This window comes from Corynebacterium sp. J010B-136 (assembly GCF_002967075.1).
GTDB lineage: Bacteria > Actinomycetota > Actinomycetes > Mycobacteriales > Mycobacteriaceae > Corynebacterium.
This window is the reverse complement of sequence record NZ_PUGE01000002.1, coordinates 78,445-92,652: the sequence shown is the minus strand read 5'-3', so window position 1 is coordinate 92,652 and position 14,208 is coordinate 78,445. Positions and strand designations below refer to the sequence as shown.

Here is a 14,208-nt window from a genome sequence, read left to right as displayed (position 1 = left end):
GGACAAGGAGTCGCGCCATGTCACCATTGATTTTGCCGTTTGAAGGTAAAGTGCCAAGAATTCATGCCAGTGCGTGGATTGCCCCGAATGCCACGATCATCGGGGATGTCGAAATCGGCCCTGATGCCTCAGTGTTTTATAACGTGGTCCTGCGCGGAGATACCAACAAGATCACCATTGGCGCGCGCAGCAATATTCAAGATAATTCGGTCTTTCACTGCGATGCCGATGCGCCGGCAACGCTAGAAGAAGATGTCACCATCGGGCACATGGCTTTGGTACATGGGGCTTATGTCGAGGCCGGATCGCTTATCGGCATGCACGCAGCGTTACTGTCGCACTCACGGGTGGGCGCGGGCTCTTTGATTGCCGGTGGCGCTTTGGTTCTCGAAGGACAAGAGATTCCAGCAGGCAGCTTAGCTGCCGGTGTTCCGGCGAAGGTCCGCCGGGAACTGAGCAAGGAAGAATCTGCCGCCTTTATTCCGCATGCTGCAAAATACGTGGACTATTCCCAAAAGCAGGCGGATATCTCCCAAGCGCTGAGCTTAGATGACGTGCGCTTTAGCTAAATACTTAGCTAATTAGAGGTTAAGCACGCCCATAATAATCAACACAATGCCGACCAAGTAACCACCGATTTTGGAAACTTGGTCCTTGTTCTCCTGCGCGCGGGCAAAAAGCTGCCCCGCTGGCGATTGCGGATTGGTGCGCACAAATCCGATGAATACCGCCACCAAAATAGGCAAAGACAACGCCAGGCTGGCGTAGATAACCAATCCGCCGTAGCGCACCCAGGCATTAAAACCGCCGGCTACTAAGTGCAAAAGGCCCGCGAAGAAAGGCCCAGACGTTACAGATTGGGCAAGGCCCAGGATAAAACCGGTGAGAAAAGTCAATGGTGTAGGCGTTTGCAGTGGTTTTAGAATCTTGTCCACCAAGGCATTTGATTCGCCAGGGCGTGAGCGCCACGACATCACGATGCCAGCAAGGCCAAGAATTATCAGCAGGATTCCCAACAGCGGGGAATCAAGAAAAGCATTAACGTACTGCCGCAGGCTGTCAAAGATGAACATCGACAGCACTGCGAGCACAAAGACCCCGAACCAGTCACCGGCGATGAGCAGCGGGGTGATCTTTTTATATTTACCGCGCGGCAGCATCACGCCGAGCGCAACCACCACGCCGATCAGTAAGGCATTAATGGAATCCATCAAAGCGAAGGTGACGGCGTTGAACATGCCGGTTAGTCTACCGACGCGCGCGGCGGCCGGCGTAATTGCACCTCATAGCAGCACCGAAGAATAGGGAGAATCCCATCACAAAAAGTGGCGAAAGTGTGCTCTGCACAGCTAATTGCACTCGGCATGCAAACTTGCATACACTGTGCAATGTTTGAAATGTTTCGAAGCTAACTAAAGAAAGCTGGACTATGTCGAAGGTCTTATATCGACTAGGACGCTGGTCATACACCAAAGTGTGGCCGTTTCTCGCGTTCTGGATCATCCTGCTAGTTGCCATGGGCGGGCTGGCCACGCAGTTCGCCAAACCGGCCAACCCATCGTTTGCTATGCCGCCGATGGACTCCACCACCACTCAAGAAGAGATGGCGGAGCGTTTTGGTGATGACTCTGACTACATGTCGGATCCATCAGGCACCATTGTCATCCAGGCCCCTGAAGGTAAAACGCTTACTGACCCACAGGTCATGGCGGAAGTTGATGCTTTCGTTAATGGTCTGAAGGCCACTGGCGTTTTGGCTGACCAGGACGCCATTGTCAATCCTGTGATGGCGTCAATGGGCATGCAGCAACAAATGGGTGAGCAAATGGCCGCCCAGGGCATGCCGCAAGAGAAAATCGATGCCAACATCCAGGCGCTGTCTCCTCTGTCAGAAGATGAGCGCACCGGCACCATCACGGTCACCTTCGACGCCGAGGGTGTTACCGACATCCCTGCCGAAGACCGTGAGGCAATCACTGAGCTCGTCAACAACTTTGACGAAGGTGATTTCACCGCGAAGTACTCCGGTAATGCTTTCTCCACCATGAGTGAAGGCCTGGATATGTCCGCGGAGATCATCGGTCTCATCGTCGCTGGCGTCGTCCTGCTCATTACCTTTGGTTCCATGGTCGCAGCAGGCATGCCGCTGATTTCTGCTGTCATCGGCGTGGGCGTTGGCCTGCTCGGCGTGCAGCTGTCCACCGTGTTCACCGACTCCGTGGCTGAAATGACACCAATGCTGGCGTCCATGATTGGCCTGGCCGTGGGCATTGACTACGCGCTGTTTATCGTCGCACGTTTCCGCAACCAGCTCATTACCAGCTCTGGCCTTAATGACTTAAGCCCGAAGGAATTCGCGGCAGAGCTCAAGAAGATGGATAAGGAAACCCGTGCGCATGCGATGGGCATGGCTACCGGTACAGCTGGTTCCTCTGTTGTCTTTGCTGGTATCACTGTGGTTATCGCGCTCGCGGCGCTGACAATTATCGGCATTCCATTCCTGTCCACCATGGCTATCGCCGCTGCTGCCACCGTGGCCATCGCCGTGCTCGTGGCGCTGACCTTCATTCCTGGCCTGCTGGGTCTTTTGGGCACCAATATCTTCGCAGGCCGGGTGCCAGGACCGAAGGTTCCGGACCCAGAAGATGAAAAGCCCACCGTTGGTTTGCAGTGGGTGCGCCAGATTCGCAAGCACCCCGTCGTTTCCCTGATTGCCGGTGTCCTCATCTTAGGTATCGCTGCTATTCCAGCTGCGCAGATGCGCTTGGCGATGCCCACGGACGGCATGTCTGCCGAAGGCACTAGCCAGCGCGAGTCCTACGACATGATTGATGAAGCCTTTGGCCCTGGCCGCAATGCCCCAATGGTGGCCTTCGTCGACGTCGCCGAAGTCGCAGAGCAAGACCGCATGCCAGCTATCCAGGAAATCCTCACCGATTTCCAGACCACCGACGGTGTCGTCAACGCACAAGTTGTTGCCATGACCGACAACATGGATGCAGCTCAGGTCATGATCACCCCAACCACGGGTGCAACTGATGAAGAAACCACGCAGACTCTTGAAGCGCTGCGTTCGCATCAGGCAGAATTCACCGACAACACCGGTGGTACTTACGGCATCACCGGTATTACCCCAATCTTCGATGACATCTCCGAGCGCCTTAATGACGTTCTGGTTCCGTACATCGCGATTGTCTTGGTTCTCGCGTTCATTGTTTTGCTCTTGGTCTTCCGCTCCATCTGGGTACCGTTGATTGCCGCGGGTGGTTTCGCGTTGTCGATGGCTGCTGCTTTCGGCGTGACTGTCGGCATCTTCCAGGAAGGTATGTTCGGCATCATCTCCGATACACAGCCGCTGCTGTCCTTCCTGCCAATCATGTTGATCGGCCTGACTTTCGGTCTCGCGATGGACTACCAAGTCTTCCTGGTTACCCGCATGCGCGAAGGTTTCGTGCACGGCAAGACCGCCGGCAACGCCACCTCCAATGGTTTCAAGCACGGTGCCCGCGTAGTGACCGCGGCAGCCTTGATCATGATTTCGGTGTTCGCCGCCTTCATGCTTATCGATGAACCCTTCATCCGCACCATGGGCTTTGCCCTCGCGGTAGGCGTGGCCTTCGATGCCTTCATCGTCCGCATGCTGATCATCCCGGCAACCATGTTCCTACTCGGCGATAAAGCGTGGTGGCTGCCGAAGTGGCTGGATAAGATTCTGCCAAACATGGATATCGAAGGCACAGCCCTTACCGAGCATGAGGCAGAGCTGCAAAAAGCAGAATCCGAAACCGTCAAGGTTTAATATCAAGTAGAGAAACAATAGGAAGAGGTGAAGAGCATGGCTAGTTTAAGGGAGTCGAAGAAGCTCGCTACGCGTCGTGCTCTTTCTGAAGCTGCCGCGCGAATCTTATTGCGCGAAGGCTTTGAAGGCCTGACCATCTCTTTGGTAGCCAAAGAATCAGGTGTCTCCGTACGCACCTTCCATAACTACTTCCCCAGCATCGATGAGGCGCTGTTTCAATTCTGCCTGGATTCCATCGATAAGTTCTTGCCCGTCGTTGAATCCTATCCGCAAGGAATGACCATTACCGAGATTTTCGAAGACATCGCGGTAAAGGGACTCACGGATAAAGACAGTGAGTTCGGATCCATTGCGACGCTCTTTCAAATCCAAGAGCACATGAATGCCCGAAGTCGCTGTATCCCTAACCACGAGGACATCCACGCGGTGCTGCAGAAATTCTTGGGAGCTTTCGCCAAACTTTATCCGCAGTTCAGCGCGGGAGAACTCGGGTTGTATCTGCAAGTTGGCGCCGCCGCAATCGTGTGGACGGCAGAAGAGATCAAAAGATTGAAAACTTCATCCCCCCATCAATTTGCACGCCGGGAAGACAAAGAAGAGTTCATACGCAAGACATTCACTACTTTGCGGGCTATTACATAGCTCGCCGTAGCAATATACCCCCGATTTCGACAGGAAAACTGTTGAAATCGGGGGTATGGTCGTTTGAAGGGCACTTTGTAGAAAGTGTTGAATCTTATTCGCGAATTTAAATGGAGTTTAAAGTGAAAGTTGCGATTCTCGGTGGCGACGGCTTTTGTGGCTGGCCTGCCTCGTTGTATCTGTCTGATAAAGGACACGATGTCATCATCATCGATAATCTTTCACGACGCGCGATTGATGAAGAACTTGGTGCAGATTCTTTAACCCCCATCGCTGATATTGACACCCGCATCGCGGCGTGGCAAGAAGTTTCTGGGGAGACCATTGGCTTTGCCAATATTGATGTCGCACAAGACTATGACGGCTTATTAGAATTCATCAACACCGAACGCCCAGATGCCATCGTGCACTTCGCAGAACAGCGCGCGGCGCCGTATTCAATGAAGAACTCTCGCAACAAGCGCTACACGGTGGATAACAACATCAACGCCACCCACAATCTCTTGGCAGCAATCGTGGAATCTGGCCAAGATATCCACGTCGCGCACCTAGGCACCATGGGCGTTTATGGCTATGGCACCGCGGGCATGAAGATTCCTGAAGGTTACTTGGATGTCCAGGTCAACCTGCCAGAAGGTGGCCATGTGGATCAGGAAATCCTCTACCCTTCCAACCCTGGTTCTATCTATCACATGACCAAGGTGTTGGACCAGCATCTGTTTGCCTACTACGCCAAGAATGATGAGCTGCGGATTACCGACCTGCACCAGGGAATCATCTGGGGCACGCATACTGAGCAGACCATCAAAGATGAGCGTCTCATCAACCGCTTCGACTACGACGGTGACTATGGCACGGTGTTAAACCGCTTCCTCATCCAGGCGGGCATTGGCTATCCGTTGACCGTGCACGGCACCGGTGGTCAAACACGTGCTTTTATCCACATCCGGGACATGGTGCGTTGCATTGAGCTCGCGCTGGAAAACCCACCTGCCAAGGGCGATCGCGTCAAGATCATCAACCAGATGACAGAGACCCACCGCGTGCGTGATTTGGCGGAGCTTATCGCCGAGATCTCTAATGCCGAGGTTGCTTATGTGCCAAACCCACGTAAGGAATCTGCGGAAAATGACCTGCACGTGCACAATGACACCTTCTTAAAGCTTGGTCTTCAGCCCACCACGTTGTCGGAAGGTCTACTGCAAGAAGTCGAAGACGTTGCCCACAAGTACGCCGACCGCGTGGATCGCTCGAAGATCCCAGCACAGTCCTTGTGGACCAAGGCGCAGCAAGCCGGTGTTCCACAACAGCAGGTTCCGGAGCAAGGCGCTCCGGAGCAAGAATCGACGCCACAGCTGCAGGGCGCAGAAGCAGGCCTGTCCGAAAGCGCATAGAGTTCGTGCGAATTGCGATAGTTACGGAAGTTTTCCTGCCCAAAATCGATGGCGTGGTTACGCGTCTTATTCGGACGATTGAGCAGCTCGCGGAGATGGGGCATGAAGTTGCCATCTTCGCTCCCGGCAACCCGCCGGAGAGTTTCGCCGGTTTTCCGGTGTATAAGCTGCCTTCATTGTCTTTTTGGGTGTACCCGGAGATCAAATTCGCCGTGCCTCCGGTGAAATTCTGGAAGCAGATGCGGGACTTTGACCCGGATGTTATCCATGCGGTCAATCCGATCTGGTCTGCTGCTCTTGGTGTTTTTGCAGCTAAGCGCGATGCTTACCCACTGGTGTGCAGCTATCACACCAATGTTCCGGATTATGTCGATGCACTAGGTATCGGTTGGACTAGAGGCATGGCCACAGGCGCTATCCGCTGGTTGCACAACCAGGCGCAGGTGAACTTGTGCACCTCGGATCCGATGATTGAAAAAGCGTCGGCGATGGGCATCGAAAGGCTTACCTTGTGGCCCAAGGCCGTGGATACGGTTGGATATCACCCATCGAAAGCAACCACGCAGGCGCGCAAGCTCTTGACCAATGAGCACCCGGATTCACCACTGGTGACTTATATTGGCCGCATCTCTAAGGAAAAAGACTTAGAGCGACTCAATAATGTCATGAAGCTAGTCCGCAAGCAGGTGCCGGGAACGCGTTTGGGAATCGTTGGCGGCGGTCCCAACCTGCAGAAGTTACAAGATTCCTTTGATCCGAGCTTCGCCACGTTTACGGGTTATTTATCCGGCGAGGAACTAGCAGCAGCTTTCGCCAGCGGTGACGTTTTTGTCTTCCCCTCTGCCACTGAGACTTTAGGGCTTGTAGCCTTGGAGTCTTTTGCTTCAGCCGTACCTGTGGTGGGTACCAATGCCGGCGGTATCCCCTTTGTCATCGATGAAGGCAAGACAGGACACCTCATTGCCGCTGATGGTTCCGATACAGATTGGGCCGAAGCCATCGTCAGTTTGCTGCAGGATCCCACACGGCGCGCACAGATGGGTGCAGCTGCCCGCAAAGAGGCAGAAAAGTACTCCTGGCGTGAATCGACCGAAGCTTTGGTTCGCGCGTATGAAAAGGCTGCGGGCTAAAAGCAGTTAAACTCTAAGCCATGGATCTGACGCAGCCGAAGACTCTCGCCGATATTGCCGCCGACGGATTTTTCTCATCCACCGCATATGATGTGTTTTGGACGCAGTTGGAAGAATTAGTCGGCGGCTTTAGCGGTATGGAATCTAACTTCCATGATGAAGGTTCCGTGGAGATGAGGCTGTACGGCCAGCGCAATACCGTGGATATCACCGGCAGGCGCGTTGCGATATTAAAAGATGGCCACTGGCACTGGATGCCCTCGCGTTCTGCTGAATTTCGCGCCACTGGACCGGAGCTTTCAGAACTACAAGGTTTCCCACCTGCCACGGAGATATTGCTCGGCGCCGCTCGCGCGTTAGAGGGCGGAAAACCCATCGTCTTAGCGGATCAAGAAGATGGGTTAAAAGCTGCAGTCGCTCTCGATCTCAACACCGCAACATTGGCGAAATCTACTGACACAGTGCCGCTTCCGCAAACTCTTGCACCAGAAGAAGTCCTCATTAAGGGCATCAATGATCCATTCATCGATAAGCTCGATGAAGTCCGCGCGGTGATCGCTTTCGCGCACACCCGCGAGCTCGACATCGAAGAAGTCGACCACGGTCTGAGGTTATCCGGTGCACCATCGGGTGCAATCACCGTGGAATTTTTGGATGAGAAGATTTCCTCCGTCTCTACTTCGGATAGCTCGGGCACGAACGGCCTCGATGACGTGGATTGGCGCTTAGAAGATATCAGTGCCGATGCCTACTTTGCTGCAGCAGAGCACGCGATGTTTTTCTCCGCGCACTTTCCACAGGCAGCCGGTAAAAATGTTCTCATCAATTTAGAAACCGCACACGTGCTTCTCGATGCAAAATCCCGCCTAGAAGCAGACGCCCTTGTAGTGGCAACTGTTCGCGACGGGACTTTCACGTGGGCGTGGGCAGATGCACAACTAGAACGTCTTCCTGGGCAAGGGCCGGTAAAAGCGGTGAAACAGTTTGGGATCGACAAGCTAATTCCTGCTTTAGTGCGCCACAGCATGCCGGCCGCGACTGCGCGTGAGCTAGGACTCGTGCAAGCCGCCATGCCGATTCTAAATAAATGGAACCTCGTAACCGCCAAGCTCAATGACGACACCACCGGCATTGTGCTTATCGATGCCCCCGAATTGCACCTTCCGCCGCTTAGCCCCGAAGTAGAACAAGCTGTGCTTGATACTTCCCTACCTGTGCATCTTGACCGCGACCGCGCGATTAAGGCGTATCGCAACATGCGAACGACAACACGCGATACACAGATTCACGCACAACGCGACGCCCAACCTGAACGCGTTAATTAACCAAAAATAATAATTAGTGCCGTCGCGAGAACCGGGACGGACAACAAGGCACCAATCACTATCCACGAACCTGTGTGCGCCATGTTGAACGTGCTGTTGAAATCGCGGTGCACCATCATGTTGGGGTCTTTTGGGTTGTAGTAGAACATGCCCCACTTCATGTGCTCGCTGGTTTTGGGATCTGGATAGTGCTCGTCCAACCACTTTTGCACCCGAGCCATATCCCACAGCAAGAGCACGACAACAATGATGATGGCCGCAATGAGCAAGCCCACGGAAGAATATACCTGCGTTATGGACAGATAAATATCGGCCACGACTACTGCATTTAGTACAAACATCCACTTGCCCAGCGGGGTGAGCATGGAATTACAAGTTGCGCGGCTACGGGCGATCTGCCAGTCTTCGCCGTTGGCATGCTTGGCGTGCTGGTAAATCAGTCCAAAACATGCCGCGATAACAAGAGTGAGAATGCCTGTGATGAGCCCGAACATGCCAAACAGGTTGGCCCACGTCTTGTCACTAAAAGCATCTGCCTCCCCGCGCGCATTCCAGTGCGTTGGGAAAGGATCTGGAATGCTCTCCCAATTCAGATACACCGCCAGTAACGCCAGTACACCGGTCACAAGGGTTAGCCACACCCATTTCCACGGTGGTTTTTGAAGCTTAGGTGTATCGGGTTCGCGGGAAAATACCATGCTTTAACAGTACCTAGTCCTTAAGCGCTGCATGGATTGCATCGAGGTCAACAGCTGCCGTTTCTTCTGGGTTAAAGGCGGCGTCTTTGGTCTTATCTACTAGTACTGCGCGCACGCCTTCGGCAAAATCACCGCGGGAGCGAATATAGCGCCCCAAGGATTCTTCGCGTTGTAGTGCTTTGACGATGTCATCTTCTTGCGCGTGTGATTCAAAAAGTTCATTGGAAGCGACCACCGAAGTAGGACATGCCGCCGCAAGATATTTAGCGGTATCTTGCGCAAACTCCTTGTCGGCAGTTTTCAGGGCATCTTGGATTTCTGGCCAGGTGGCGTGGTTAAAGGTGGATTCGATCTCATCGATCACACCAGCTAGCGGTGCCTCACCGTCTGGAATGTAAGAATGCTGCTTCAGGGCACTATCAACACCGTTCTCGACAATTGCGTCCAAGATGGTTTCTGCATCTTGGACTACGTGGGTTGCAAGACCCGACCACAACATATCTGCGGCATACATACGATAGCCGGTAATTGCCCAGTATTTTGCTAATGCCGGGGAAGCTTGCCCGCGTGTGCCCACCATGCGCTGGGCAGCATGGGCGACACCTACGTCAGTGAAATAGCCAATGGCCATCTCTGGCATGGAAGCAAAAGCATTCTCAGTTACCACGCGGTGTGAGCCGTGCAAGGAAATGCCAAGTCCCCCGCCCATCACTACGCCACTGATGATGGACACGAGAGGTTTCTTATACGTCGAAAGCTCACCGTTGAGTGTGTATTCGGCAGCGAAGAAGTCATCGACAAGCTGTGCGTCGCCACTTAAAATATTATCCCGCGCAAAACGTACATCCCCGCCTGCGCAGAAAGCCTTCGGGTTGGTGGTGTACAACACTATCTGGTCGATGGAATCATCATCTTCCCAGTTCTTAACCGCCTTGGCGATGATGTCAATCATCTCCGGATTCAGCGAGTTTAAGGCCTTAGGGCGGTTTAATTCTATAACTCCGGTACGCTGGCGAACCGAGGTAAGTACAGGTGCTGTTGAGTCAACGGATTTAGTCATGCACCCCAGTTTTGCACAAGTTTCGAGGTTTTTCTTATGGTTTTCCCGCGGCTCATTGCTTTAGACATGGACGGGACGTTATTGGACGGCGAGAGTAAAATCCCCGAATCTTTCTGGCCTGTGCTCAAGCGCGCAGAAGAACTCGGTGTCACCATCGCTCCAGCGTCGGGTCGCCAGCTAGCTACTTTGCAGCACCAATTTGGCCCGGAGCTATCTTTCATCGCAGAAAATGGCACCGCTATCGCGCACCAGGGAGAAATCATTCATGTCTCCGTGCTTCCCGATGATGCAGTCTTGCGCATTCTAGATGCACTCCAAGCCGTCACCGTTGACCATGACGTAGTGCTATGTACGCCAACTGTCGGTTATGTATCTGAGGATGCTAACCCCGATACCTTTGTTCAGCTGGAAAAATACTACTACTCGCGCGAAACCGTAAAAGACCTGCGCGCGATGGTCAAAGATTCCGACATCATCAAAGTCGCTGTCTACTGCGCAGCGGGTTCTGAAGAGCACATTGCGCCCGTAATATTTAAGGCTGTCCCCGACCACAACGTGGCTGTCTCCGGTAAGGAATGGCTCGATGTCATGCCGGCCGGCGCTAATAAGGGCGCGGCGCTGCATCATATGGCCGATACCTTAGGCATTGATATTGCAGAAACCGCTGCTTTTGGTGATTACCTCAATGACTACGAGCTTTTGCAAGAAGCCGGTACTGCGGTAGCCATGGATAACGCCCACCCGCAGCTTAAAGATGTCGCTGATGTCATTGCTCCTTCGAACCTGGACCACGGTGTGATTACCGTGTTGAATGAGTGGTTCGACAAGATGGAAAGCACACAACGCGTACACGCAAACCAGCGCGAGTTTTAACTGCACACTGCTAAAACACCGCGCATGGCCGCAAGATGCGCATGAAAAAGCCCGCTTCTACGGAAGCGGGCTTTTTGTAGGACTAGACGAAATTAATCGACCTTGAACTCGGCCATCTTGTCCCACTCAGTCTTGCCATCAATCTTGAAATTGATGATATCTGGGGTTTCTACCAGGTACTGAGGGAACTCTTCGCAAGAGCGCTTGAAGTGATCGCTTTGTACGTGGGTTACGTCTTCGCCATCTTTGTAGGCTTCAACCAACAGGAAGCGCTGGGAATCTTCTGGGTCGCGGTACCACTTGAATTCCAGGCAGCCAGGCTCAGCGTTGCAGGCTTCGGTGTACCAGTTGATCTCATCGAGGAAAGTGTCAGCGTATTCGGGCTTGACATGGAATTTAACGTTAATGAAAATCATGCAACCCATGATACCGAAAGAATTCTCATGAGAATTCCGAGGAGAGTGTCAAGCAAACTTTAGCGCTTTTCGGGCACAACGCTTTCGAAAATCTGGGTGTCATCATCAAGCTGTTTGTGCGGAGTCAAGGCTGGTGCCTCCGCAGCTTCCTGCTCGGATTCTTCCTTTTTGTTGCGCTTTTGTTTCTGCTTCTGCGGCGCAAATCCAGGACAGACCCAAATGAGTGCGGCGGCAATAACCGCGGCTGCAGCAGCACCGATGGCCTTCTGACTATCGGGGACTAAGAACAATGCCAGTGCCACGACCGTGATGATGACAATCCAGCACCCCAGCATCCAGGCGGTGTGGTTAACCGAATATTCCGCCCACTTTTGCTGCGGGAAACGACTGCGGGCTTCGTTGCGCACACGGCGCGGAGTTTTCATGCTCGCACCGATGACAGAAAAGAGCACCAGGGCTAGGCCTGCGCCAGCGATAATGAGGTCCCCCATGGCACCCCCGAAAGCAAGGACTGCTGTAGCGCACGCGAACCCAATGCGTTCAGCGATACTGGAGCCCAGCGGTTCTGCGGGGTTGATATCGGGGTAGATAGAAACGAACGCTTTGTCTGCCTCTGTCAGATTTTCATTCGCAGAGTGTTTTCCCTCTTCACGGCCATAATCATCACTGTTAAGTGACCGTAAATGCGCCTTCGCCGTACCGCGTGACATTGCTCTCCTTGTTGCTTTCCTCGACTACTAAAGTTAGCCTAACTTCGTTAGGATAGCCTAGCTATATATTGCTTGTCGAAATCGTTATCCACCGTCCCCCTATTCGTTTTCTGAGAACTGAAAGATCCACGATGTCAACAAAGTCCCACGTAGTCAGGCGTGTATCCAGTGTCCTCGCCGCTGCGACACTGGCGGGAGGTATCTTATTTACTCCTGCCTCGATGAACGTCCTACCCCAAGCACAAGCTGAAACTTGCGATGAGACCCACCGCGCAGTAGCCGACGGAGCTATGACGTGGGGCGTCAAGGATTCTTTCCGCAATTACATCCAGGGAAATATCGCAAAAGGCCAGATCACCGTCAAAGACGGTGCCAAGCTTGTGGGCGGAAATCTCCAGTACCCATCCTCTGCATCTTCGATTACCAGTGATACCGCAGGCGTTATCCGTTTTGGCGGCACGGTGAACTTCACAGGGCACAATGGCGTCTTGGATCTAACATTCTCTGATATTGCGATACACATCAATGGCCGCTCTGCTGAAATTACCGTGGACTATTCCTCACGGAAGTACGAAGGTATGCAGTCCACCGAACCAGGACCCATCGAAACCGGTAGTGACGTCGTCATTGCAAAGGTTGCTTTAAATAGCGCGCCTAATTTCTCGAAGGATTCCGTGAACCTGGCTGGCACCACCACCTTGACTCAGTCTGGCGTGGCAGCATTCGGTGGCTTCTATGACGCTGGAACCCAACTGGATAACACCGCGGGCACGCTGTCATTGAAGGATGAGTGTGGACCACCACCAACCGATACTGGTGGTGGGACCGGCGGCGGTGGCGGCACCGGTGGTGCTGATACCAACTGGACCGGAGCAACCGATTCCGGCGCGACGGAAGGTATTCCGGGACTGGTTGGCGTTTTGAATGACACGTTGGTGGAAGTCAACGGGCTTATCGTCAACTCCGGTCACATCATGGATAACTCCGGCCGCCTCTACGACCGCGTGGCAGGTAACTCCGGCGGCGCTTCTGGCGGCTCGGACTCTACTTCGCAGACCAGCGACTCGACATCGACAAGCACCTCCGGTGGCGACTCTGGAGCCTCTGCCAGCACGAACTCCACTGGTGGAACCAGCGGTGGCACCAGTGGCGGCGCTGGCGGAACCTCCGGCGGTACGTCCGGCGGAGCCTCCGGTGGCGCTTCAGGTGGTGCCGGCGCAGCGGCTGCCCGAACTGCAGGCGCAGCCACTTCCGGTGGCGGCGGCGGAAACGCTGACAGCACTTGCCAGTCTGGTGACTCCGTTGGCGTTATCAGCGCGCAAGCTGACTGGGGCGTTCGTACCTCGTTCCGCAACTACATCCAAGGCTCCATCGCCAATGGTGGATGGCAGCTCAGCGGCATCGAAGAAAGTAGAGACACCTTCATCTTCTCTGGTGACGCAGGTGCGGTAAACACCTCCGACAATAGCGGCACCATCCTCTTCCCTGGCACCATCCGCTTCTACGGACACTCCGGAACCTTGGATACGACTTTCTCCAACATGGAAATCCAGTTCTCCGGCAACTCTGGTCAGCTGCTCGTCAACGCGGACTCCAACGATGTTGAGGGCAATCCAAAGGAATACGGCCGCATCGTCCTGGCGAATCTAAGCTTCTCTTCTTTGGACCTGTCGGATTCCTCGGCTTCTGGTACTGCGTCAACGACATTGACCGCAGCGGGCGCTAGTGCGTTTGGTGACTTCTACCCAGAAGGCGACGCGCTCGATGACATTTCCTTTACCGCTTCCCTCGGCGGCGATGCAAGCTGTGCTGAAGGACAAGGCAGCGGTGGTTCCAGCGCAGGATCCGGCGATGGTGCCGCAAGTGCTGCTGCACTACGAAACTCGGGTGGCGCTACTGATGGCAAGGGTGGATCCACCAAGGGTTCGGTAGGCGACAAGATGGCACTCGGTGATGCATCCGCACTTGACGGTGAAGATAGCTCTGGCAACCCATTCAAGATCAAGGGTGCTTCCGTCGATGGTGTCTCGGGAATCTCCAACTCCACGATCCTTTTGCTTCTGCTTGCTGGATTTGTAGTTGCAGGTACTACCCTGACCAGCTTCGGTCGAAAGAACCCTAACTAAAACGCATTTCTGCCGCCCTTTCCCACACTCCCTCC

General features: G+C 53.9%; 13 protein-coding genes. 8 read left to right on the top strand and 5 right to left on the bottom strand.

Translation table 11 applies throughout. The features are described from left to right. Window positions 1-17: 17 nt before the first annotated feature. Window positions 18-569: a gamma carbonic anhydrase family protein gene (locus tag C5Y44_RS03775; protein ID WP_105323744.1), complete on the top strand. Its 552-nt coding sequence runs from the start codon at window positions 18-20 to the stop codon at window positions 567-569. Window positions 570-581: 12 nt separating this feature from the next. Here C5Y44_RS03775 and C5Y44_RS03770 read toward each other — a convergent pair whose 3' ends face one another. Next, window positions 582-1,238, bottom strand: coding sequence for a hypothetical protein (locus C5Y44_RS03770; RefSeq protein ID WP_105323743.1), 657 nt, complete (start codon window positions 1,236-1,238; stop codon window positions 582-584). 191 nt (window positions 1,239-1,429) lie between these two features. On the opposite strand from C5Y44_RS03770, the gene C5Y44_RS03765 reads away from it, so the two are divergent. The 5 genes from C5Y44_RS03765 to C5Y44_RS03745 all read left to right on the top strand — a co-directional run bounded on the left by C5Y44_RS03765 (window position 1,430) and on the right by C5Y44_RS03745 (window position 8,290). After that, a complete protein-coding gene (locus C5Y44_RS03765) occupies window positions 1,430-3,799 on the top strand; it encodes an MMPL family transporter (RefSeq protein ID WP_105323742.1) in 2,370 nt (789 codons plus the stop codon). 36 nt (window positions 3,800-3,835) lie between these two features. Then, window positions 3,836-4,441 carry a TetR/AcrR family transcriptional regulator gene (locus tag C5Y44_RS03760; RefSeq protein ID WP_105323741.1) on the top strand — a complete coding sequence of 202 codons (606 nt, stop codon included), beginning with the start codon at window positions 3,836-3,838 and terminating at the stop codon, window positions 4,439-4,441. 122 nt (window positions 4,442-4,563) lie between these two features. Next, the gene (locus C5Y44_RS03755) at window positions 4,564-5,835 is read left to right on the top strand and encodes an NAD-dependent epimerase/dehydratase family protein (protein ID WP_233189814.1); all 1,272 of its coding nucleotides are present in this window, start codon (window positions 4,564-4,566) and stop codon (window positions 5,833-5,835) included. A gap of 5 nt (window positions 5,836-5,840) precedes the next feature. Then, on the top strand, window positions 5,841-6,965 hold the full coding sequence (locus tag C5Y44_RS03750) for a glycosyltransferase family 1 protein (RefSeq protein WP_105323739.1): 1,125 nt from the start codon (window positions 5,841-5,843) through the stop codon (window positions 6,963-6,965). A gap of 20 nt (window positions 6,966-6,985) precedes the next feature. After that, entirely contained in the window at window positions 6,986-8,290 is a 1,305-nt protein-coding gene (locus C5Y44_RS03745) for a DUF6882 domain-containing protein (RefSeq protein ID WP_105323738.1), read from the top strand. Here C5Y44_RS03745 and C5Y44_RS03740 read toward each other — a convergent pair. Together C5Y44_RS03740 and C5Y44_RS03735 are read right to left on the bottom strand one after the other, a co-directional pair. After that, a complete protein-coding gene (locus C5Y44_RS03740; protein WP_105323737.1) occupies window positions 8,287-8,988 on the bottom strand; it encodes a DUF1648 domain-containing protein in 702 nt (233 codons plus the stop codon). The genes C5Y44_RS03745 and C5Y44_RS03740 overlap by 4 nt on opposite strands. A gap of 13 nt (window positions 8,989-9,001) precedes the next feature. After that, on the bottom strand, window positions 9,002-10,048 hold the full coding sequence (locus C5Y44_RS03735; protein WP_105323736.1) for a 3-hydroxyisobutyryl-CoA hydrolase: 1,047 nt from the start codon (window positions 10,046-10,048) through the stop codon (window positions 9,002-9,004). A 36-nt stretch (window positions 10,049-10,084) separates the two neighbouring features. Between C5Y44_RS03735 and C5Y44_RS03730 the strand changes: the two genes are divergently transcribed. Continuing rightward, window positions 10,085-10,921 carry an HAD family hydrolase gene (locus C5Y44_RS03730; RefSeq protein WP_105323735.1) on the top strand — a complete coding sequence of 279 codons (837 nt, stop codon included), beginning with the start codon at window positions 10,085-10,087 and terminating at the stop codon, window positions 10,919-10,921. 92 nt (window positions 10,922-11,013) lie between these two features. On the opposite strand, the gene C5Y44_RS03725 is transcribed toward C5Y44_RS03730, so the two are convergent. Both C5Y44_RS03725 and C5Y44_RS03720 read right to left on the bottom strand, forming a co-directional pair. Next, a complete protein-coding gene (locus tag C5Y44_RS03725) occupies window positions 11,014-11,337 on the bottom strand; it encodes a putative quinol monooxygenase (protein ID WP_040354974.1) in 324 nt (107 codons plus the stop codon). A gap of 59 nt (window positions 11,338-11,396) precedes the next feature. Further along, entirely contained in the window at window positions 11,397-12,047 is a 651-nt protein-coding gene (locus C5Y44_RS03720) for a hypothetical protein (RefSeq protein WP_105323734.1), read from the bottom strand. 131 nt (window positions 12,048-12,178) lie between these two features. Here C5Y44_RS03720 and C5Y44_RS03715 point away from each other — a divergent pair, with 131 nt between their 5' ends. Further along, window positions 12,179-14,173 (top strand): HtaA domain-containing protein, encoded by a 1,995-nt coding sequence (locus tag C5Y44_RS03715; protein ID WP_105323733.1) that lies wholly within the window; start codon window positions 12,179-12,181, stop codon window positions 14,171-14,173. The last annotated feature ends 35 nt before the right edge of the window (window positions 14,174-14,208 follow it).

What these genes read in the sequence shown, in the direction of transcription:
- C5Y44_RS03745 (WP_105323738.1), top strand. Translation starts at nt 6,986, where the DNA reads ATGGATCTGACGCAGCCGAAGACTCTCGCCGATATTGCCGCCGACGGA.
- C5Y44_RS03735 (WP_105323736.1), bottom strand. Translation starts at nt 10,048, where the DNA reads ATGACTAAATCCGTTGACTCAACAGCACCTGTACTTACCTCGGTTCGC.
- C5Y44_RS03720 (WP_105323734.1), bottom strand. Translation starts at nt 12,047, where the DNA reads ATGTCACGCGGTACGGCGAAGGCGCATTTACGGTCACTTAACAGTGAT.
- C5Y44_RS03730 (WP_105323735.1), top strand. Translation starts at nt 10,085, where the DNA reads ATGGTTTTCCCGCGGCTCATTGCTTTAGACATGGACGGGACGTTATTG.
- C5Y44_RS03760 (WP_105323741.1), top strand. Translation starts at nt 3,836, where the DNA reads ATGGCTAGTTTAAGGGAGTCGAAGAAGCTCGCTACGCGTCGTGCTCTT.
- C5Y44_RS03740 (WP_105323737.1), bottom strand. Translation starts at nt 8,988, where the DNA reads ATGGTATTTTCCCGCGAACCCGATACACCTAAGCTTCAAAAACCACCG.
- C5Y44_RS03765 (WP_105323742.1), top strand. Translation starts at nt 1,430, where the DNA reads ATGTCGAAGGTCTTATATCGACTAGGACGCTGGTCATACACCAAAGTG.
- C5Y44_RS03725 (WP_040354974.1), bottom strand. Translation starts at nt 11,337, where the DNA reads ATGATTTTCATTAACGTTAAATTCCATGTCAAGCCCGAATACGCTGAC.
- C5Y44_RS03770 (WP_105323743.1), bottom strand. Translation starts at nt 1,238, where the DNA reads ATGTTCAACGCCGTCACCTTCGCTTTGATGGATTCCATTAATGCCTTA.
- C5Y44_RS03715 (WP_105323733.1), top strand. Translation starts at nt 12,179, where the DNA reads ATGTCAACAAAGTCCCACGTAGTCAGGCGTGTATCCAGTGTCCTCGCC.
- C5Y44_RS03775 (WP_105323744.1), top strand. Translation starts at nt 18, where the DNA reads ATGTCACCATTGATTTTGCCGTTTGAAGGTAAAGTGCCAAGAATTCAT.